The organism is Massilia aurea (assembly GCF_040790145.1).
GTDB classification, from domain to species: Bacteria; Pseudomonadota; Gammaproteobacteria; order Burkholderiales; family Burkholderiaceae_D; genus Telluria; species Telluria aurea_C.
On record NZ_JBFMMP010000001.1, the window covers coordinates 569,652 to 590,578 of the forward strand.

General features: G+C 66.8%; 15 protein-coding genes. 5 read left to right on the forward strand and 10 right to left on the reverse strand.

What is annotated here, in order from left to right:
• The first annotated feature begins 98 nt into the window (after positions 1-98).
• Together AB2N08_RS02430 and AB2N08_RS02435 are read left to right on the forward strand one after the other, a co-directional pair.
• Positions 99-986: a LysR family transcriptional regulator gene (locus AB2N08_RS02430; protein ID WP_367609010.1), complete on the forward strand. Its 888-nt coding sequence runs from the start codon at positions 99-101 to the stop codon at positions 984-986.
• Positions 987-1,099: 113 nt separating this feature from the next.
• Positions 1,100-1,519, forward strand: coding sequence for a hypothetical protein (locus AB2N08_RS02435; RefSeq protein ID WP_367609011.1), 420 nt, complete (start codon positions 1,100-1,102; stop codon positions 1,517-1,519).
• An 88-nt stretch (positions 1,520-1,607) separates the two neighbouring features.
• Here the strand turns inward: AB2N08_RS02435 and AB2N08_RS02440 are convergent, their stop codons facing one another.
• The 5 genes from AB2N08_RS02440 to AB2N08_RS02460 form a co-directional block, all read right to left on the reverse strand.
• Positions 1,608-2,504: an SMP-30/gluconolactonase/LRE family protein gene (locus AB2N08_RS02440; protein WP_367609012.1), complete on the reverse strand. Its 897-nt coding sequence runs from the start codon at positions 2,502-2,504 to the stop codon at positions 1,608-1,610.
• A gap of 3 nt (positions 2,505-2,507) precedes the next feature.
• Complete coding sequence (locus AB2N08_RS02445; protein ID WP_367609013.1) at positions 2,508-3,896, reverse strand: MFS transporter; 1,389 nt, start codon at positions 3,894-3,896, stop codon at positions 2,508-2,510.
• An 85-nt stretch (positions 3,897-3,981) separates the two neighbouring features.
• Positions 3,982-5,568, reverse strand: a complete 1,587-nt coding sequence (locus AB2N08_RS02450) for an aldehyde dehydrogenase (NADP(+)) (protein ID WP_367609014.1) — start codon at positions 5,566-5,568, stop codon at positions 3,982-3,984.
• Positions 5,569-5,570: 2 nt separating this feature from the next.
• On the reverse strand, positions 5,571-6,482 hold the full coding sequence (gene kdgD / locus AB2N08_RS02455; protein ID WP_367609015.1) for a 5-dehydro-4-deoxyglucarate dehydratase: 912 nt from the start codon (positions 6,480-6,482) through the stop codon (positions 5,571-5,573).
• Positions 6,483-6,574: 92 nt separating this feature from the next.
• Positions 6,575-7,303 carry a FadR/GntR family transcriptional regulator gene (locus AB2N08_RS02460; protein WP_367609016.1) on the reverse strand — a complete coding sequence of 243 codons (729 nt, stop codon included), beginning with the start codon at positions 7,301-7,303 and terminating at the stop codon, positions 6,575-6,577.
• Positions 7,304-7,490: 187 nt separating this feature from the next.
• Between AB2N08_RS02460 and AB2N08_RS02465 the strand changes: the two genes are divergently transcribed.
• The 3 genes from AB2N08_RS02465 (at position 7,491) to AB2N08_RS02475 (ending at position 12,122) form a co-directional block, all read left to right on the forward strand.
• Positions 7,491-8,189, forward strand: a complete 699-nt coding sequence (locus AB2N08_RS02465; RefSeq protein WP_367609017.1) for a FadR/GntR family transcriptional regulator — start codon at positions 7,491-7,493, stop codon at positions 8,187-8,189.
• A 76-nt stretch (positions 8,190-8,265) separates the two neighbouring features.
• On the forward strand, positions 8,266-8,979 hold the full coding sequence (locus AB2N08_RS02470) for a rhamnogalacturonan acetylesterase (RefSeq protein ID WP_367609018.1): 714 nt from the start codon (positions 8,266-8,268) through the stop codon (positions 8,977-8,979).
• On the forward strand, positions 8,976-12,122 hold the full coding sequence (locus AB2N08_RS02475; protein WP_367609019.1) for a pectinesterase family protein: 3,147 nt from the start codon (positions 8,976-8,978) through the stop codon (positions 12,120-12,122). The genes AB2N08_RS02470 and AB2N08_RS02475 overlap by 4 nt, the downstream gene beginning before the upstream one ends.
• Before the next feature lie 15 nt (positions 12,123-12,137).
• Here AB2N08_RS02475 and AB2N08_RS02480 read toward each other — a convergent pair whose 3' ends face one another.
• The 5 genes from AB2N08_RS02480 to AB2N08_RS02500 form a co-directional block, all read right to left on the reverse strand.
• Positions 12,138-15,080: a sensor histidine kinase gene (locus tag AB2N08_RS02480; RefSeq protein WP_367609020.1), complete on the reverse strand. Its 2,943-nt coding sequence runs from the start codon at positions 15,078-15,080 to the stop codon at positions 12,138-12,140.
• Between the two features lie 60 nt (positions 15,081-15,140).
• Positions 15,141-16,676 carry a serine hydrolase domain-containing protein gene (locus AB2N08_RS02485; protein WP_367609021.1) on the reverse strand — a complete coding sequence of 512 codons (1,536 nt, stop codon included), beginning with the start codon at positions 16,674-16,676 and terminating at the stop codon, positions 15,141-15,143.
• 94 nt (positions 16,677-16,770) lie between these two features.
• The gene (locus AB2N08_RS02490) at positions 16,771-19,197 is read right to left on the reverse strand and encodes a family 43 glycosylhydrolase (RefSeq protein ID WP_367609022.1); all 2,427 of its coding nucleotides are present in this window, start codon (positions 19,195-19,197) and stop codon (positions 16,771-16,773) included.
• Positions 19,194-20,102 (reverse strand): aldose 1-epimerase, encoded by a 909-nt coding sequence (locus tag AB2N08_RS02495; RefSeq protein WP_367609023.1) that lies wholly within the window; start codon positions 20,100-20,102, stop codon positions 19,194-19,196. The genes AB2N08_RS02490 and AB2N08_RS02495 overlap by 4 nt, the downstream gene beginning before the upstream one ends.
• On the reverse strand, positions 20,086-20,910 hold the full coding sequence (locus tag AB2N08_RS02500; protein ID WP_367609024.1) for an NAD-dependent epimerase/dehydratase family protein: 825 nt from the start codon (positions 20,908-20,910) through the stop codon (positions 20,086-20,088). The genes AB2N08_RS02495 and AB2N08_RS02500 overlap by 17 nt, the downstream gene beginning before the upstream one ends.
• Between the last annotated feature and the right edge of the window lie 17 nt (positions 20,911-20,927).

The window sequence follows — 20,927 nt, forward strand, 5'->3', positions numbered from 1 at the left end:
ACCGTTGTCGCCCCGTCGAAAAGACCTTATTCTGCCGCGAAACCGGAAGCGCTAGAATGCGTCATTACTGGACTCCCCCTTCGCGTACCGAGAAACCCATGCACTTCGACCTGACCGACCTTCGCCTGTTGCTGGCAATCGAGGCCGCCGGTAGCCTGAGCAAGGCTGCCGAACGCTTTCCCATCGCGCTGTCGGCGGCGAGTAACCGCCTGCGCGGCTTCGAGCAGGACACCGGCATCGCCGTATTCACCCGCTCGGCGGCCGGCATGACGCCCACGCCGTCGGGGCGTTTCATCCTCGAGCGGGCCGCGCGCATCGTCAATGAGATGGAACAGCTGCGCGACACCGTGCGCGAGTTGCGCGGCCAGCGCCGCACGTCGGTGCACCTGGCTGGCACCACGGTGGCGATCAGCACGTTCTTGCCGGCTGCGCTGGGTGAATTTCTGGCGGACTATCCCGAAGTCGATCTGCAGCTGGACGAGCGCACGAGCCGCGATATCGTGCAGGCCGTACGCGCCGGCGAGATCGAACTGGGGATTTTCGATGGCAACGTGGCCACCGGCGAGATGATCTCGCTGCCGTTTCGCAGCGACCGCCTGGTGATGCTGGTACCGGCGACGCATCCGCTGGCCGCGCGTGCGGCCATGAAAATGCGCGACGCATTCGAGTATGCCTTCGTGTGCCTGCCGCCAGAACGGCCGATGCAGCACTTTATCGAAGCGTGGGCCATCAAGAGTGGCCGGCCATTGAAGGTGCGGGTGCGGGCGCCGGGCTTCGACGCCATCGCCCAGCTGGTGGCGCAGGATGCGGGCATCGCGTTGCTACCCGAGGTGGCGGCCAGCCGCTTCGCCCGCGACCTGTCGGTTGTCATCGTGGCGCTGAAAGATGCCTGGGCTAATCGAGAACTGCGTGTCTGCATCGCCGATCCCGGATTGTTGTCGCCACACGCTGAATTGTTATTAAGTTATCTAGCGCACAGCCGATGAATTACGGAAATGTTGTAATGCCCTTGTCGCGCACGATTGCGGTCGTGGCGTGAGTCAAAGAATTAGCAACAGGTGTAAGCTAAACGACAACATTTAATTTTAAGGAGCACACCATGAAAACCACGATGACCATTTCCGCCCTGATGCTGAGCGTCGCGATGCTGGCTGGCTGCAACAAGAACGACAATATGGGCCCGGCGCAAGAAGCCGGCGCTGCCGTCGATAACGCAGGCGCAACCGTCGCCCAGGAATCGAAAGAAGCCGTCGCCGCTGCCGATGCAGCTGCCGAGCGCGCTGGCGACAAGATGGAAGTTGCAGCTGACAAAGCCGAAGCCAATATGGACGCCGCTGGTGCACGTATCGACGCGGCAACTGACCGTGCCGGTGCACGTATCGACGCGGCCGGCGCCGAAGTGCGTCAAGAAAGCCGCGAAGCCGCTGCTGCCGCCAAGGAAGCCACCAGCGATGCAACCGCTGCTGCTGGCCGTAGCGTCGAGCGCGCTGGCGAAAAGATGCAAGACGCGTCGAAATAATTCACACGAATTCATTTCAACAGCAGTAGTGTAATGCGCAAGCCGCGACCCGGGTAACCGGTGTCGCGGCTTGTTCACGTCTGCTCGTTCAAGCGGCAAATGGCGTCTCTGCCATGCCCTGCACGCCCGGTCGCAACATCACGACCGAACCGGCATCGCCGCCGGGATTGCCCGCCCCGGCCGGGTCGATCGACGTCACGAGCAGCACATCCAGCGCTGGTCCACCAAAAGCGCACATCGACGGCTTGGCCATCGGCAGCGCCAGTTCCCGATCGAGTGTGCCCGCAGGTGTAAAACGCTGCACCACGCCGCCATCGTTGGCGCACGTCCAGTAACAGCCATCGGCGTCGACCGCCGCGCCATCGGGCCGGCCCTTCTGCCCGGTCAGGTCAAGAAACACACGCTCGCCATGCGGCAGGCCGGCATCGATATCGTAGTCATATGCCCAGACGATGCGCCGCTGCGGATGCGAGTCGGACAGGTACATCGTATGGCCATCCGGTGACCAGGCCAGGCCGTTCTGGGTCAGCAGATTGCCGATCACCGGCCCGTGCAGGCCGCCGGCGGCGCTATAGCGATACAGGCCACCGATCGCGCGCGCGGCGCCCATGTCCATGAACATGGTGCCGCTCCAGAACCGGCCCTGGCGATCGCAGCGTCCGTCATTGAAACGCATGCCCTCGCCCAGTTCCACCGGCGCCGGCGCGCCAAGGCGGCGGGCGTCGAGCGTGCCATCCTCGCCCGGCACCAGGTGGAATATACCAGTCTCCATCCCGGCGATCAGGCTGCCGTTGCTGCTGGCGGCAATGCACGCCACCATCTCGGGCGCCGTCCAGTACCGCAGCGCGCTGCTGGCGTGGTCCATGCGCCAGATGCGGCGCGCGGGGATGTCGACCCAGTACCAGGCCGCCTCCCCCGCGTGCCACAGCGGGCTTTCACCGGTGGCGCAATGCACGCCCGAGATACGTTCGACTGCCACGGACATCGATTACAACCCCTTGATCTCGCGGTGCTGCGGCACCAGCATTTTCATGACGGTCCACGCCACCAGGTAAGCCACGGCGCAGATCGAGAACATGATCATATACCCGGTCTGCAACTGGCCCAGTGCGCCGTAGTGGTCGAACAGCGCGCCACCGAGCTTGGTGAGCAGCACGCCGCCCAGGCCGCCGGCCATGCCGCCAATGCCGACGACCGAGCCGACGCTGTGTTTCGGGAACATGTCGGACACCGTCGTGAACAGGTTCGCCGACCAGGCCTGGTGCGCCGAGGCGCCGATGCCGATCAGGATCACCGGCACCCAGAAGCCGAGGTAACCGAGCGGCTGCGCCAGCAGCACCACCAGCGGGCACAGGGCGATGATCAGCATTGCCTTCATGCGGCCGTGGTAGATGTCGGCGCCGCGGTTCAGGAACCAGGTCGGCAGCCAGCCGCCACCGATACTGCCCACCATCGTCATGCTGTACAGGACCGCGAGCGGGATGATCATGTCGGTGGCCGACATGCCGTACTGCGCCGACATGTATTTGGGCAGCCAGAACAGGAAGAACCACCAGACACCATCAGTCATGAATTTGCCGAAGGCGAAGGCCCAGGTCTGGCGGTAGCCGAGCAGCTTGAACCACGAGCCTTTCACCGGCGTGCCCGTTGGTGCGGCCACGACACCGGCGTCGCTGTTGATGTAGGCAAGTTCGGCCGCCTTCAGGCGCGGCTGGCGTTCCGGCGCGTCGTACAGCCAGATCCAGAGACCCATCCACAGAAAACCGATGCCGCCGATGACGATGAAGGCCGATTGCCAGCCCCAGTGCTTGGCGATCAGCGGTACGGTCAACGGCGCCAGGATTGCGCCGACGTTGGCGCCCGAGTTGAAGATCCCGGTGGCGAACGAGCGCTCGCGCTTCGGAAAATATTCGGCGGTGGCCTTGATCGCGGCCGGGAAGTTACCGGCTTCGCCGATGGCCAGCACCGCGCGGCCGATCATGAAGCCGGCCACCGACACCGGCACCACCGCCAGGCCGATACTGGTAAACACCGTGTTGACCGCTTCGCCGATGCTGATCGCGTAGGCGTGGCCGATGGCGCCGAGCGACCAGACCACGATCGCCAGCACGTAGGCGCGCTTGGTGCCCATCCGGTCGATCACGCGGCCAGCGAACAGCATCGAGATCGCGTACACGAACTGGAAAGTGGCGGTGATGTTGGCGTAGTCGGTGTTCGACCACTTGAACTCTTCGGTCAGGACCGGTGCGAGCAGGCTCAGGACCTGGCGGTCGAGGTAGTTGATGGTGGTGGCGAAGAACAGCAGCGCGCAGATCGTCCAGCGATACCTGCCCACCACCGACTGCGCCGGTGTTACGTCGATGACTTGCTGATTCATGGTGATCAGTTCTTTTCAAGTTGAGTGACAGCCGGTGTCTCCCCCGGCTGGTAATGCGGCTAATCGATCGGCGTTACTTGTCCCGTTACTTGCTGCCTCCAGCTTGCAACGAACCGTCCTGCAGGCGCGCGAGGCCCAGCGGATTGGCGTCGCGCAGCGCATCGGGCAGCAGGCTGTCCGGCACGTTCTGGTAGCACACCGGGCGCAGGAAGCGGTCGATGGCGCTGGCGCCGACCGACGTCGTGCGGCTGTCGCTCGTGGCCGGGAACGGGCCGCCGTGCACCATCGCGTGCGCCACTTCGACGCCGGTCGGGAAGCCATTGAACAGCACCCGGCCCGCCTTGCGCTCGACGATCGGCAGCAGCGCTGCAGCCAGCGCCTGATCCAGTTCGCGTGCATGCACGGTGACGGTCAGCTGGCCGTGCAGGTGTTCAGCGGCTTGCAGCAACTGGTCGGCATCGGTGAAGCGCACCAGCACCGCGCACGGGCCGAACACTTCATCTTCGAGCGCCGGATTGCCGAGATACGTGGCGGCGTCACATACGTACAGCGCAGCCTGCGCGGCGCAGCCATTGCCTTTTTCAGCGCCCTGCGCGACCAGTTGCAGGCCGTCGACGGCGTTGAATGCGGTGACGCCCTTGGTGTAGGCGTCGTGAATGCCGGCGGTGAGCATCGTGCCCGCGCCCTTGGCACCCAGCGCATCGGCGCTGGCCGCCACGAAGGCATCGAGGTCGGGGCCGGCAAGGGCAAACACCAGGCCCGGATTGGTGCAGAACTGGCCGACGCCGAGCGTGAGCGAATCGACGAAGCCCTGGGCCAGCGCCGCGCCACCAGCCTGCAAGGCGCCGGGCAGCAGGAATACCGGGTTCACGCTGCTCATTTCGGCGTACACGGGAATCGGTTCGGCGCGCGCGGCGGCGGTGCGCAGCAGCGCCAGGCCGCCCTGGCGCGAACCGGTGAAGCCCACGGCCTTGACCGCCGGATGCGACACCAGTTGCTGGCCAACGGTGCGGCCGTCGCCGAACAGCATCGAGAACACGCCTTCCGGCAAGCCGCAGGCTTTCACGGCGCGCTGCACGGCGCGCCCGACCAGTTCGGACGTGCCGGGATGGGCGCCGTGCGCTTTCACGACGACGGGGCAACCGGCGGCCAGGGCCGATGCGGTATCGCCGCCGGCGACCGAGAACGCGAGCGGGAAGTTACTGGCGCCGAAGACGACGACCGGGCCAAGGCCGATCTTGCGCAGCCGCAGATCGGGCCGTGGCGGTGCACGCTCTGGCATCGCGCTGTCGATCGTCGCATCCAGAAAGTAACCGTCGCGGACCACCCGGGCGAACAGGCGCAGCTGGGTCACGGTGCGCATCCGCTCGCCTTCCAGGCGCGCTTGCGGCAAGCCGGTTTCCAGCTGGGCGCGGTCGATCAGCTCGGCGCCGATCGCGAGGATTTCTTCGGCCACCGCCTCGAGAAACGCGGCGCGTTGTTCCAGTGGCAGCGCGCGGTACGGGTCGAACGCCTGCGCAGCCAGCGTGCAGGCGCGCTCGACGTCATCCTTTGTGGCCTGGCCAAAGGCCGGCTCCAGGTTCGTGCGCGTGGCCGGATTGAAGCCGAAGACGTCACCACCGGTACCGCGCAGGCCTGCCTGGCCAATGATCATTTCACCGAGGATGGTCATGATCAGATGGCTCCCTGCTTCTGGATCAGCGCCAGCAGCATCGCGTCTTCTTCGGCGGTCAGGTCGGTCAGCGGTGGGCGCACAGGGCCGGCGCCATGGCCGACCAGGCGCGCGCCAGCCTTGATGATCGAGACGGCGTAGCCGGCCTTGCGGTTGCGGATCTCCAGGTATGGCAGGAAGAATTCGTCGATCAGGCGGTTGGTGGTGGCGGTGTCGCCGGCGGCGGTGGCGTGGTAGAAGTCCATCGCCAGTTGCGGCACGAAGTTGAACACGGCCGACGAGTACACCGGGGTGCCCAGTGCTTTATAGGCGCCGGCATACACTTCGGCGGTTGGCAGGCCGCCCAGGTAGCTGAAGCGGTCGCCCATGCGGCGCCAGATCGCGACCATCAGTTCGATGTCGCCGATGCCGTCCTTGAAGCCGATCAGGTTCGGGCAGCGGTCGGCCAGCTTTGCCAGCGAATCAGGGGTCAGGCGGCAGGCCGCGCGGTTGTAGACGACGACGCCGATATTCACCGAGCGGCACACCGCTTCGACGTGGGCGACCAGGCCATCCTGGCTCGCTTCGGTCAGGTAGTGCGGCAGCAGCAACAAGCCTTTGGCGCCCTGGCGCTCGGCTTCCTGTGCGTGGGCGATGGCAGTGCGGGTCGGGCCGCCCGCGCCGGCCAGGATCGGCACGACGCCAGCGCAGGTATCGACGGCGGTCTTGATGATCTGGCCGTATTCTTCGCCATTGAGCGAGAAGTATTCACCAGTGCCGCCGGCAGCGAACAGCGCAGTGGCGCCGAACGGCGCGAGCCACTCGAGGCGCGCGGCGTAGCCGGCAGGGTTGAAATCGCCTTGGGCGTCGAAATCGGTGATCGGGAAAGAAAGCAGGCCGTGCGACAGGGTTTGCTTGAGTTCCAGGGGATGCATGCGAAAGTCTCCGTTCAGTTGTTTGTATGACGACAGGTTGTAAGTCATCGTACAACTGAAACGGTTTAGGTTGCAAGCAAAATATTGCGCGTTTAGTGCGTTGCGCCTTCCAGCCGGCGTTGCGCCTGCACCAGCCGCTCACGGCTGTTGGACAAGTGCGTGCGCATCGCGGCACGCGCCGCCTCGGGGTCGCGCCGCTCGATGGCGCGGAAGATATCGTCGTGTTCGCGGCTGACGCGCTCGAGGAAATCGGCCGGTTTGTCCTGCTCGAGCACGGGCGTGTTCAGGCGTGCGCGCGGGATAATGGCGTTGCCCAATTGGGCCAGGATATCGACGAAATAACGGTTGCCGGTCGCTTGCGCGATCAAGAGATGAAAGCGCTTGTCGGGCTCCACCGCCGCGATGCCTGCGGCCATCGCCTGCTGCATTTCGGCCAGCGCGCCGGCCAGCTCGCGCACCTGTTCTTCACTGCGGCGCGCCGCTGCGAGGCCTGCCGTTTCGGTCTCGACGCCGATGCGCAATTCGAGGATCGCCAGCACGTCGCGCAGGGTCAATATATTCTCGGCATCCAGCCCCAGGCCGGTCTGCGGCCGGTCGAGCACGAAGGTGCCGATGCCATGGCGCGTCTGCACCAGCCCGGACGCCTGCAGGTGCGAAATCGCCTCGCGCACCACGGTGCGGCTGACGCCATGCTGCGTCATCAGGGACGACTCGGTCGGCAGCTTGTCGCCCGGTTTCAGGATGCCCTGCTTGACCGACGCGCCAATCTGTTCGATGACGCCCTGCGCGAGATTGCGCTGCCTGCGCTGTGTGGGAACCATGATGCCTGCCTGATGAATAGGATGAGATAAGTCATTATACCAACATCATAAGATGTCAGACATCTTATGACCTGTTATTCTTTATTCTTGGTATTGGTAGGTCCGCCTTGCGGGATTGGTCTGGCCAAATTAGAATCGTCAGACGATTCCCTACACCCGGCCGCAATGTCGGGAGTGCCAGCCTCACATGAAAAAATCACCCGCAGCCCCTGAACCGAATCAGCCCGAACCGCGCCTGTACCGCGTGGTTGCCGCCCGCATCCAGGACCTGATTCGCGACGACAAGATCCAGCCCGGCACGCGGCTGCCGGCCGAGCGCGAACTGGCGGCCAAGCTGGAAGTAAGCCGCGCGTCGCTGCGCGAGGCGCTGATCGTGCTGGAACTGTCGGGCATCGTGGAGGTGCGTGGCGGCTCGGGCGTGTATGTCAGTGAAAAGGCGGTGGCGCCGGCCGAGGTGCCCGAAGAAGGCCCGGGCCCGTTCGAGGTGCTCGCGGCGCGCCGCATGATCGAATCCGAGATCGCCGCCCTCGCCGCCAAGAACGCCACCGACCGCGACATCGACGCGATCCTCAAGGCCGTCGAAGAGATGGAGCGCCAGCACGACGACCGCGCCAGCAACGAACTCGCCGACCGCAACTTCCACCTGGCGCTGGCCCGGGCCACCGGCAATACCGCGATGGTTGGCGTGATCGAATACCTGTGGGCCCAGCGCGGCAGCCTGTGGCACAAGCTGAAGGAACATTTCCAGACCGAAGAGCTGCGCAAGCAGACGCTGCTCGACCATCGCAATATCCTGGCCGCGATCGCGTCGCACGACGCCAGCGGCGCCCGCTCGGCGATGCGTGCGCACCTCGAGCGCGTCACGCGCACGTTCTCGCGCGGCTGACCAGGAATAAATGGCCTGACCGCTTGCTTAATTGGTCAGGCCAAAATAGAATCGGCAAACCCTGTGGAGTTTGCCCATGCCCCGTCGTTGCGCCCTTCCCTGCCTGCTTGCCTGTACCGTCTCCATCGCCAGCGCCGCACCAGCACTGCCGCTGCGCATTATCCTCGTCGGTGATTCCACCATGGCCAGCAGCACCGGCTACGGCGACGCGCTGTGCGCCCGCTTCTCGCCCGAGACCGCGTGCATCAACCTGGCGCGTGGCGGACGCAGCTCGGGCAGCTTTCGGGCGGAGGGCCGTTGGGACGAGGTGCAGGCGCTGCTACGGGATTCCCCGGGCTTCGGCGCCACCTACGTCCTGATCCAGTTCGGCCACAACGACCAGCCGGGCAAGCCCGGACGCTCGACCGATCTCGTGCACGAATTCCCGGCCAATCTGGCGCGCTATGTGAGCGACGCACGGGCGCTCGGCGCCGTGCCGGTGCTGGTGACGCCGCTCACGCGCCGCAGTTTTCGCGGCGCCTGGGTGCACGACGACCTGGCGCCATGGTCGGCAGCCGTGCGCCGTGTTGCGCACGACACGGGTGCGCCGCTGGTCGACCTGAACAGGCTGTCGCTGGCCGATGTCCAGGCCATCGGGCCGGCGCGCGCAGATGCCTTTGCCCGGGCCGGGGCCAACTTCGACCACACGCACGTGGGGCCGGCGGGCGCCGCGCATTACGCGGCCATGATGACGGGCGCGCTGCTGCGGGCCGTGCCGCCAATGGCCCGCGCCGTGCGGAGCGCACGATGAGCGCCGCTCTCGCTGCGCTTGCCTTCACGCTGGCCGGCGCTGTCACTGCTCCTGTGCCCATTACCGAGCGCCAGCATGCGCCTGGCGACGGCTGGGCCGCGCAGGACGGCGGCACCCGTGGCGGCGCACTGGCCGCGCCGGCCAATGTCTACACCGTGCGCACCGCAGCTGAACTGCGCCAGGCCTTGACTGCACCGGCGCCCGCACGCATCGTGCGTGTGGCGGCATCGATCGACATGCGTGAAGACCGGCCTTACGCCGACAGCCAGGATCAGGCGCGCCGCAGCATCGTGCGCATCCCGGCCAACACCACGCTGCTGGGTGTTGCGCCCGGCGCTGGCTTGGTCAACGCCAGCCTGGCGGTATCCGGCGTGTCCCAGGTCATCGTGCGGAACCTGGCGCTGCGCAATCCCTGCGACATCGCCCCGCGCTGGGATCCCAAGGATGGCGCCAAGGGTAACTGGAACTCGCAGTACGACGCCATCAGCGTGTCGAACGCGACCCACGTATGGATCGACCATAACAGCTTCACCGATGCGCCGGTGACGGACGATACGCAGCCGATCGAGAACGGCATGCCGAAGCAGTGTCACGACGGCGCGCTCGACATCACGAGTGCATCAAGCTTCGTCAGCGTCACCTACAACCACTTCGCGCTGCACGAAAAAAACACGCTCGTCGGCGGCGCCGATCGGGCGACAGGCGACCGCACCCACCTGCGCGTGACGTTCAAGGGGAACCTGTTCGCCAATGTCAGCGAGCGCGCCCCGCGTGTGCGCTACGGCCAGGTGCACCTGCTGAACAACTATCACGTGGGCGACCGCAAGCATCCGGCGTACCCGCATGGCTACAGCGTGGGCGTCGCGCATGAGGCGCATGTGATCTCGCATGCCAATGCCTACGACATCGCCGGCGCCAGCAAGTGCGCGCATATCGTGCGCGATCCGGGCGGCAGTCCGGGCGTGTATGCCGACACCGGCTCGCTGTTGAACGGGCAGCCGCTGACGGGCTGCGGCTTCGCGGGCGACGTGGGCTGGCACATACCTTACGCGTTCGCGCCGCTGCCGGCTGGCGAGGTGGCGCAGCATGTACGTGACAATGCAGGGCCGCGCGCCGTCGACGCTGCCGATGGCTTCGTCGAAGCACGATTGATCGTGAAGGCAGGCGATGCGCCGTTCGTGCTCAAGGCACGGCAGGCCGAAGACGGCCACTGGCAAGGCGCCAGCATCCGCGCGATCGACGCCGGCGCGGCGCTCGAGATCGCATTGCTGGAAGCGCAAGGCGCTGCGCCGGTGCGCCTGAAGCAAGTACGGCGGCGCGCACCGTTGGCCAACCAGCCCGTCGTACTGCGCTTTGCCAGCCAGGCCGGCGAGCTGTCGGTGTGGCTCGATGGCGAGCGTGTGACGTCGGCACGGGTCGCGCCGGTGGTGGCCGGGCGCCCGGCAGCGTGGGACGCTGCGCAACATACGGTGCTCGATGTGCGGGACGGCCCGGCGGACGTGCCTGCGGCTGGCATCAAGCTGGCACTGGCCACCACCACGCTGTCTCTGCAGGCGGGCGATCCGGCCGAACGAATCGCTGTCGCCGGACTGGGCTTGCACGCCTCGTCGTCGGATGAACGCGTCGCCACGGTTGACGTGCGCGATGGCGCGCTACACGTCAACGCTGCCCTGCCGGGGAGTTCGGTCATCACCGTGACAGGTGCCGGGTGGGAGCAATCGGCATTCGTGGTCAACGTCGCCGCACCATTCGTCGCACCGGCGCACACGCTTGTGCTACAGACAGCGCCGCATCCGACGCATGCCGAGCGTGGCGTGCCGCCGGATACGCCCTTGCTGATGACATTCAGGCAGGCGCCGGTGCTCAGTGGCGCCGGCAGCGTACGCGTCGTGCGCCGGCATGACGGCGCGCTGGCGGCGTTGATACGGCCAGGTGAAACCGTGATCGCGCTCGGTCCTGCAGGCCGACAGCGCATCGTGCGGCATCATGCCATTGACGTCGACGGCAACACGCTGCACATGCGCCTGCCCCACCTGCTCGATCTCGATACCGAGTACGACGTGCTGGTCGACGCGGCGCTGCTGCAGGGTCAACGTTTCAAGGGCGCGCGCTGGACATTTCGCACCACGCCATATCGCCCGGTCGGCGACAGCGTAACGGTCGATGACGACGGCCGCGCCGATTTTCGCACGGTGCAGGGTGCACTCGATCACGCGATGACGCTGCCCCGCGCGAAGCCGGTGACCGTCAACGTGCGCGATGGCGTGTATCCCGAACTGCTGTATTTGCGCGACAAGGACGGCGTGATGCTGCGCGGGCAAAGCCGCGAAGCGACGATCATCCGCGCGGCCAACAGCGATGCGCGCAACCCCGGTTCCGGCGCCGGGCAGGATGCGGGCAGCGCCGGGATCAATGGCGGCCGCGCCCTCTTTCTGGCGCAGGACAGCGACCTGCTGGAACTGCGCGACATCGCCCTGCACAACACGGCGCGCCGCAGCGACGGCCCATCGGCGCAGGCCGAGACGCTCTTTTTCAGCAACGACAAGGGCCGGCTCATCGTGCGCAACGCGCACCTGACCAGCGAGCAGGATACCTTGCAACTGACCGGCTACGCGTGGGTCTACCGGACGCTCATCGAGGGCAACGTCGACTTCATCTGGGGGCACAACCGGGCGGCGCTGTTCGAAGACAGCGAACTTCGCAGCATCGGCGACAGCGCATCGCCGGCGAACGGCGGCTATCTGGTGCAGGCGCGCACCGTGACGCAGGGCGATCCCGGCTTCGTGTTCCTGCGCTCGCGCCTGACGCACGGGGCCGGGCCGGCGGGCAACCTGCCCCCGGCCGGCAGCGTCTACCTGGCCCGTTCGCCGGGCACCGCGCACACCTGGGACAATGTGGCGTTCATCGGCTGCACGATCGGCCCGCATATCGCCCGCAGTGGATGGCTGCGCGCGCCGGCGCCGAATCCGGCCCAGGGCGATGCGCGCGCCGGCTGGCGCGAATCGGGCAACGTCGATGCGGCCGGCGAAGCGGCCGAGCTTGGTGGATACCAGATGGATGAGCACGAGGCGCGCCAACTGGCCAGCCGCGGTGCGGTGTTCGCCGGCTTCAACGATGGCCAGGGGTGGTTTCCACAACCCTGACGCAGCACAGGAACATCAAGTCGTCAGCACCACCGTCGTCCCCACCCCGACCGTGGAGTCGATGCGCAGCCTGCAACCGGCCTCGGCGGCTCGCTCGCGCATGCCGGCGAGACCCCAGTGGCCCGCGCAGCCGACATGGAGAATCTGCGCGTCGATACCGCGACCGTCGTCGGCGATGCGCAGTTCCAGCCCCGCGTCGCCGTAGGCCAGCCGCACGTCGATGTTGCTGGCCTGTGCGTGGCGGCAGGCATTGCGGACGGCCTCGATCGCGATGCCGATGCACGCCTCGGTCGTTTCCTGCGGCAGCGCCCGTGGCACGCCGACATGCATGAAGTGGCAGCGTGGCGCGCCTTGCTCGTCACAGACTTGCGCCAGCGCCGCCGCCAGCTGCGAGGGCAGATCGTCTGCGATGGGCGGGCTGCGCCGCAATCCCTGGACACGGTCCCGCGCCTCGACCAGCACCGCGTCGGCCTGCTCGAGGGTCGCCGTCAGCGATGCGCGCAGCGGGTCGGCCGCCGGCATGCGCACGGTCGTCGCGGATACCCTCAGGACCAGGCCCTGCACGCTTTGCAGCAGGGTATCGTGCAACTCGCGCGCAATGCGCTCGCGCTCCGCGTGCCGCGTTCGTTCCACCGCAAGCAAGCGGCGCGCATGAAGGCGCAGGCGGTAGCGATAGACGCCCCACAGCGCCCACAAGGCCAGTGCTGCGCAGGCCAGCTTGAACCAGACCGTCTGCACCGCCGTCGGGGGAACATGCAACTGGAAAGGCTGGCTCACCGGGCTGGCAACGCCGGCGCCGTTCAACGCCTGCACGACAAATCGGAAGTCACCTGGCGGCAGCCCGGTATAGGCCACGTCGATGGCTTGACCGGCCTGCTGCCAGGTGCGGTCATAGCCTTCCAGGCGATACTGGTAGCGGATACGCGGCGCCATATCGGTCGACGGCGTGGCGAACCGGAAAGCGACCCGCTCCGGATTTGGTGGCAGGGTGGCCGGCGCCGTGGCGCTGTAATCGCGGCCGTCGGCAGTCACCTGCAGCAGCGTCGGCGCTGCCGGCACAGGTTCAGGCCGTACCGTGGCGGGATCGAGCCAGAATAGCCGGCGCTTGGTGGAAACCCAGATCCTGCCATCCGTCGCGCGCACGATCGAATTGTTGAACAGTGGCCGCGCCCGCCCCGCGATGCCTTCGGCGTCGTCAAAGACGCGGGCCGGCACCGGGCTGCTGCCCTGCAGCCCGGCGCCCGGCAGCAGCACCAGGCCGGCGGCGCCGTTCAGCCAGATGCCGTCCGGCGCGCTCACGGCCCCCGCCAGACCTCTCAAGGCATCGCCCGGCGCCGTTCGCACGGGAACAAAGCGTGTACCCGTCAGTCTGGCCAAACCATCGGTGCCGCCAGCCCAGATCGACCCGCCATGTTCGAGCAGCACGCTGACCTTGCCGACCGAGAGCCCGTGCGCAGCACCGAACAGGGACACCTTGTCGCCCTCGACCAGGGCAATCTGGTTGTCTTCGTAGCCGATCCAGACGCGGCCCTGGGCATCTTCGAGCATGGCGATCGGCGTCTTGCGCCCGCCGTCGGGCAGCGCCGGATTGCGCTGCCACGATCCGTTTGCATGGCGCAGCACCCCACGCCCGCTGGCGACGACCCAGACGGCGCCGCCACGCCCGGCGAGCACCGATCGGATATTCTCCGCCGGGGCCACGTCGGCCGGATACGGGACGCTGGCGAGCAGCCGCTCGCCGTCGGACGTCAGGCGCCGCAGGGCATGCGCCGTCGCCTGCCAGATGGCGCCGTCGGGCGCCGTGGTCAGCGCCATCGCGCCGGCGCCGGCCGGCAGCGCACGCAACGCACCGCCAGCGCCCAGCCGCGAGGTCAGATTGCCGTCGCTGACGAAGACATCGCCGCCAGGACCCGCCAGCAGGCGCACGCGGTAAGGTGTCGCCAGCTTGACTTCGGTGGCATTGGCCGCACGGAAGCGGTCCAGGCCGCCACTGGTCGCAACCCAGATATTGCCCTGCGCGTCTTCGAGCATGCAATGCACGATCTTGCCTGTGAGCCCGTCCGCAACCGTGAACAGTTCGGCGCCTGGCGCGTATCCGCCGCCGGGCCGATCGTCTGCGTGCAGCGGATCGGGGTGCCGCAGCAACCCCGCCTCGTCATCGAACCACAGCGCACCGTGACTGTCAGCCAGCAGGCTGCCGCTGACGGGTGCCCGCTGCCAATAAACCCAGCGGCTGGCGCGGCCATACCCGGCCAGGCTATCGAGGGCCCGGACGCCACGCTGTTCCAAGTACCAGACCGGGCCGTTGCGATACTGGGAGGGCGGCTGCCGCGTGCCCGGCCCGGCGATGGGCGACTCGAAGCGCAGCGCCCCGGGCGGGCGCAGGAACAGGCCCTGTTCGGTGAATGCGGCCACCGTACCGTCGGCATCCACGAACACCGAATCGAGCTTGCGCGCGGTAAAGCCCTGCTCCGGGCCCATGCGCTGCCAGCGATTGCCGTCGAACAGCGCCAGGCCGCCGATCCCGCCCGCCCACAGTCGCTTGCCCTGCGCCGCAAATGACCAGATGGCCCCGGCTGGCAAGCCATCGGCCGTGCTCCAGTTACGGGTTTTGCCCGCATGAAAATAGCTGACGCCGCCGAACATCCAGCCGATCCACAGCCCACCTGTTGCATCGGCGCGCAGCGTGTAGACCGCTTGATCCGGGAAGCCCACGGCACCCTCGGGTTTCGCACCCGTGAAGCGCAGACCGTCGAAGCGCCACACTCCCTCGGACGTGCCCAGCCACAGCCAGCCGTCGACAGTCTGCGCCATGGCGGTGATGTTGTCGGGCACCCCGTCACGCTGGGTCCACGTCGCGTGGTCGAACTGGCCAAGAGTACGCGCCGGCGCAGCAAGCAGCCCCGATGGCAGCAGGCTGCCTGCCACGTACAGGCATACCAGTAGTAAACGACGCAAGTGCGGTCGCCGACCGCTGCAATGAAAGAACACGCAAAGACTCAGCAGATGCAGGGGCGTTTATTGCTTGCCGGGTGTCAGGCTGATTTCCTGCACCTTGGGGTCGCGCTCGGGCGTGAGCGTGAAATACACGTTCACCACGCCGCGCTCGCCGATCAGCGCGAACGTGCCGCGCAAGCTGTTGTCGGCCTTGATCGGGCCGACCGATGTCACCTTGCCGATCGGGCCCAGCTTCTCGCGCGCGTAGCCGATCCAGTCTTCGCGCGAGCGGTCAAGGAAGAGGTTCTCGGCGGCGATCGCGCGGCCCAGGCCCTCGTCCCATGATTGCACCAGTTGGGCCACTTGCGTGTGGCGCGTGGAGAGAATGGGCGATACCGCCACCGGTTGCGACCCCAGATCGGCGCGCTCGATCAGCGTGGCCAGTGCCTTGCCCGTAGGTCGATATACCGGGCCGTAGCGCAGGTTGGTGAAGGCAAAGATACCAACCTTGTGATCCGGCGCGAAATAGTACTGGCTGCCAAAGCCGGGCAACCCGCCCGAGTGGCCGGTGATCACCACGTCGCGGCTGTCACGCCGCGTGGTCAAGCCATAGCCATAGAAACTGACGCTCGGATTGAGCGTCTTGCCATCGGCCAGCGTCGACTTGGCGGACAGCCCGGCAAACACATGGGGCTGCTGCATTTCGCGCACCGATGCACGGCGCAGCGGCCCACGCTCGGGATCGTTGCGCGCCGGCCAGGCATCGAGGTGGAAGGCCACATAGCGCGCGAAATCATCGGCCGTCGTGATCAGCCCGCCCATCGCGGCGCCGTCGCCATCGGCCAGGATCGGTTCCGGCACCCATTGCTTGCGATCCCATTGGTAGCCCAGCGCGAGCTTGCCCGGCGCTGCCTGCGTGTATTCCCAGCGGGTATTGGTCATCCCCAGCGGTTGCAGGATCTCGCGCGTGACGTACTCCTGGAAGCGCATGCCGGACGCCTTGCTGACCACCTTGCCCAGCATGATGTAGCCGAGGTTGCTGTATTCGAAGCCCTGGCCGGGCGTGGTCGAAAACGACAGGCCCGCGCCGACGATCTGCTCCAGCCTGGCGTTATCGACCGCCATCTGGCGATCGCCCCAGGGATTGTCTTCGGGCAGCCCGGTGGTCATGGTCATCAGTTGCCGAATCGTGATCGCCGGCGAGTCGGTCGTCGGCAGCGTCACGGCGCGCAGTTCGGGCAGGTAATCGGCCACCGGGTCGTCGAGACGCAGCTTGCCCGCATCACGCAGTTTCAAAGCCGCCATCGCCACGAAGCTCTTGGTCATCGAGGCGATGCGAAACTCGGTCGAACTGCTCGCCGGGATCTTGCGCCCGACATCGGCCAGGCCAAGCGCGCGGACATGCACCAGCTTGCCGTCCAGGATCACGCCGTAGACCAGGCCGGGCAAGTGCTCGCTGCTGGCGAGATCCGCGTACATCCGATCGAGCTCGGGGAGCAGCGCAGCGACCCGATCGACGCGGCCCGGGGCTGGCGACTGCGCGTGGCCCTGCGTCATGGCGAACGTGCCGACAGCGAATACCAGGATGGATAACGTATGGCGGAATGGTCGGTGCATGCTGGTCTCGTCTCGAATGGGTGCGAATTGGAAAGAGAATTATGCCTTCATTCTCATGCCAACAAGCAAACAATCAGAAAATGCCGTTTTGTACTCAAGGCTGTACCCGCAGGTACTCGATATCGGCATGCGATCCTGGCGCGCCGGTCGCAAACAGCGCCAGTTGCGCACCGACCCAGCGGCCCATGCGCGCATCGAACGGTGCGCCAAGCGGCACGAAGCTTCGATCGTCAACGCTGTAAGAAAATGCCACGCGGGCGCCATCCGTGACATCGATGCGCAAGCGGGCCGCGAAACCAGGCAAGGTCGCACCCAGCGCCTCGGTGCATGGCCCGCCCTCCCCGCAGCGAACCAGCACGACGCGCGCCGCGCCATCGACACGCCGCACGCCGATCCAGTTGTCGCCGATGGCGGCAATGCCGAAGCCGACCTGGTCGCCATCGCGGGTTGCGCCGAGGGACACGCGAGCCGTCGCGCTGAAGGTGGGCGCCACGAATTTATGGGTCAGCACCGACGGCAAGTCGCGCACCGGCGCGGTCGGCTGCGCCATCAGCCGCAGGCGCCCATCCCCGAGCGCGTACCAGTTCGACGCCCAGTTGCCCGCCCACTGCCACTGCGGCCCCAACGTCGATCCGTCGAATTCATCGCCCACGACCGGCTCGCGGCGCGCAACAACACCGGGTACCGGCTTGGCATGCTCCAGCACCGGCTGCCCGACGCCCGGGGCGTTTGATGGCTCGCCGATCAATGGCCAGCCATCCTGCCAGCGCATCGGCTGCAGATGCACGACGCGGCCATAGGCGCGCTTGTCCTGGAAGTGGAAGAACCAGTCGGCACCCTGCGGCGTCGTCACCCACGCGCCCTGGTGCGGGCCGTTGATGGCCGTTTCCCCCTGCGCCATCACGATGCGATCTTCATAGGGCCCTGCAATCGACCGTGAGCGAAACACCGATTGCCAGCCATGTTCGACGCCGCCGGCCGGCGCGAACACGTAGTACCAGCCGTCGCGTTGGTACAGCTTCGGTCCTTCCAGCGTGCGGTAAGCCGGCAGCCGGTTGCCGTCGATGACGATCTTGCCCGCCTGGTCGAGCAGGCTGCGGCCGTCCGGCGCCATCCGGCGCAGCGTCAGCACATTGTTGAAGCCTGCGCGGCTCCTGGCCCATGCGTGCATCAGCCACGCGCTGCCGTCGTCGTCCCACAGCGGTGTCGGGTCGATGATGCCCTTGCCCGGCAAGAGCAGGTGCGGCGTGCTCCACGGGCCGTCGAAACTGGTGGCCGTGGTGACGTACACGCCCTGATCAGGGTCCGGGTAAAAGATCCAGAAGCGGCCGTCGTGGTAGCGCAGGCATGGCGCCCAGACACCCTTGCCATGCTGCGGCGTCTTGAACCGCGCGTCCGGCACCAATTGCGGCAGCGCGTGGCCTTGCAGCGTCCAGTTCACCATGTCGCGCGATGTCAGGAGCGGCAGGCCGGGCGCGTTGGCAAAGCTCGACGCGACCATATAGTAAGTCTCGCCCACCCGGATCACGTCGGGGTCGGAATAATCGGCGTGCAGGATCGGATTGCGATAGCGGCCATCGCCCAGGTCGGGCGACCACGGCGCACGCGGGGCCACCGCGCCGAACACGCGGCCAAGAAAGCCGGTCATCGCGTCGACGGTCGGCGTCACCCACGGATCGAACAGCCAGAACGAATGCGGCGTGCCTGGCAGCGCGACGGTGTCGGCGCCGATGCCGTGCTCATGCAGCCGGGCGGTCATCGCTTCGCGGCCCACCGAAAAGCGCGGCACGCCGCTCACGATGAACAGCACCGGCGGACTGGTCTTGCTGACATGGTTGATCGGTGACGCCGCCTGCCACAGTGCCTTCTGCTCGGCGTAGCGCCCGCCGAACCAGGCGCCGGCGGCGGATGGATTCTTGGCCGGGTCGTCTTCATGGCGCCGCGCCTCCTCGCTCGTGAAGTCCGACAACCCGTCGATATTGATCACGGCCTGCACGGCGCCGGGCGCTGTCATGCCGACCAGCGCCGCGATCTGCCCACCGGCCGACCCGCCCGCAATCGCCATCCGCCCAATGTCGGCGCCATGGACACCGGGATGCTCGCGCAACCAGCGCAGCGCTTCCTTGACGTCGTCGATCGCCGCCGGATAACGCGCCTGGCCCGACAGGCGATAGCTGACCGTGGCCGCCGCATAGCTATGCGCGGCCAGCCTTGCCGCCAGCGGCGCCATCTCGGTACGGTCACCGCTGCGCCAGCCGCCGCCATGCACCAGCACGACCAGCGGCGCCGGCTTGTCGCCCGGTGCCGGCAAGTACAGGTCAAGCGCCAAAGGCAGATCGCCACGGCGGGTGTAGACGATGTCCTTGCGCGCCCGCACCGGCGCCGGCGCGGTGCTGCTGGCAATGCGGATATCCGGATAATCCTTGACGAGCTTCTGGTAGGTGGTCTCGGCGTTGTACGGCTGGCCGCTGGCGCCGGCAACCGGCAACAGCAGCCAGAACGCCAGTGCCCAGCGCGTCACAACGACGCGCCCCGGAACACCACCGAACGAGACACACTGGCGCCAGGCGCCAGCACCGTCAAGCCGGGATAGCCCGGCATATTATGGGCATTGATCGGATGGTCGACCGGCTCGAAGCAAAAGAAGTCGCGGCCAGGGGGCGCATACAGGATGTAGTAATCCATGGCCGCATCGATGCTCAAAGCTACGCCGCGCGCCGGCCAGCGCACACGCGCGACGCCATCCCAGCCGGCGAAGACATTGTCGACGGCTTCTTTCGGCATGGGCGCGAACGTGCGGTAATCCCAGTGCGGCGGCACATCGCGGCGCTGTGACGGCAGTTTGTCCGGCCCGGACAACCAGACCGCATCGGCCCGCGCCTGCAGCTGCGCACCGCCCGGATCCGGCAGCCAGGGATGCAGCCCGAGGCCGAACGGCAAGGCCACGCTGCCGGCATTGCGCACCGCCAGTTCCACGATGAGCGCGTCGTCGTCGAGCGTGTAGCGCAAGGTGGCGTCATAGGCCAGTGGCGCGAACTGATGTCGCGTCAGGCGCAGCAGGATCGAATCGAACGTCAGCGATTGCACGTCCCACGCCTGCTGCCAGCCATCGCCGTGGATGGCGGCCGGCTCGCCCGGGCGGTTCGGCGACGGCACGTAGCGCTGGTCGTCGAACATGAAGCCCGACGGCGCAATCCGGTTCGACCAGGGCACCAGTGGAAAGCACGCCAGTTGGCCCGGCTGCGGCGTGCCGACAAAGTCGGATGGCAACCCACGCAGCAGCGGCGTCGGTTGCGCGCCACGCAGCCAGTCGAGGCGCGCCAGGCCGCCGCCGATCTGCGGCACGATCTCGGCCGCCAGGCTTTGGTTGCGCAGTACGAGGCGTTGCAACACGGCCTGGCCGCCTGCGTCAGTACTGCGGGCCATCGAGCAGGAACTTGCCGCCCTGGTAGATCGTCGTCACGTCATCCGGCGCCGGGTATTCGGCCGTATCCGGGAACAGGTGCGCGAACTTTCGCGAGCTGTCCTTCGGCTTGAAGCCCAGGTGCGCGACCAGGCGGTTGTCCCACCAGACGCTGTCGTTGTCCGACATGCCATACACGATCGTGTGGCCCACGCGCGGCGCAAACAGCGCGCAGCGCAGCAGTTCTGTCAGGTCGTCATACGACAGATAGGTGCTCATCATGCGCTTGTTGGCCGGCTCGGGGAAGCTCGAGCCAATGCGCACGCACACGGTCTCGATGCCGAAGCGGTCATGGTAATAGCGCGACATCTGCTCGCCGAACACCTTCGACAGGCCGTAGTAGCTGTCCGGGCGCGTCGGCGAATTCGCATCGAGCACCTCGGTCGTGCGGTGGTAGCCAATCGCGTGGTTCGAGCTGGCGAAGATCACGCGCTTCGTGCCGGCCTTGTGCAGCGCCTCGTACAGATTGGCCACGCCCAGGATATTGGCCTGCATGATCGGCTCGAACGCCTTTTCGGTGGAGATGCCGCCGAAGTGCAGCACCGCATCGACGCCTTCGAGCAGCTTGATCACCGCTTCCTTGTCGGCCAGGTCGCACTGGACGATCTCTTCACCCTCGCGTGCCTCGCCCATGTCGACGACATCCGACAGCCGCACCACATCGGCCCATGGCTTGATGCGCTCGCGCAGCACCTTGCCCAGCCCGCCGGCGGCGCCGGTCAGCAGGATGCGTTTGAATGGTTTGCCCACTTTGTTCTCAACTTCGGCCATGCACGGTCTCCTGTAGT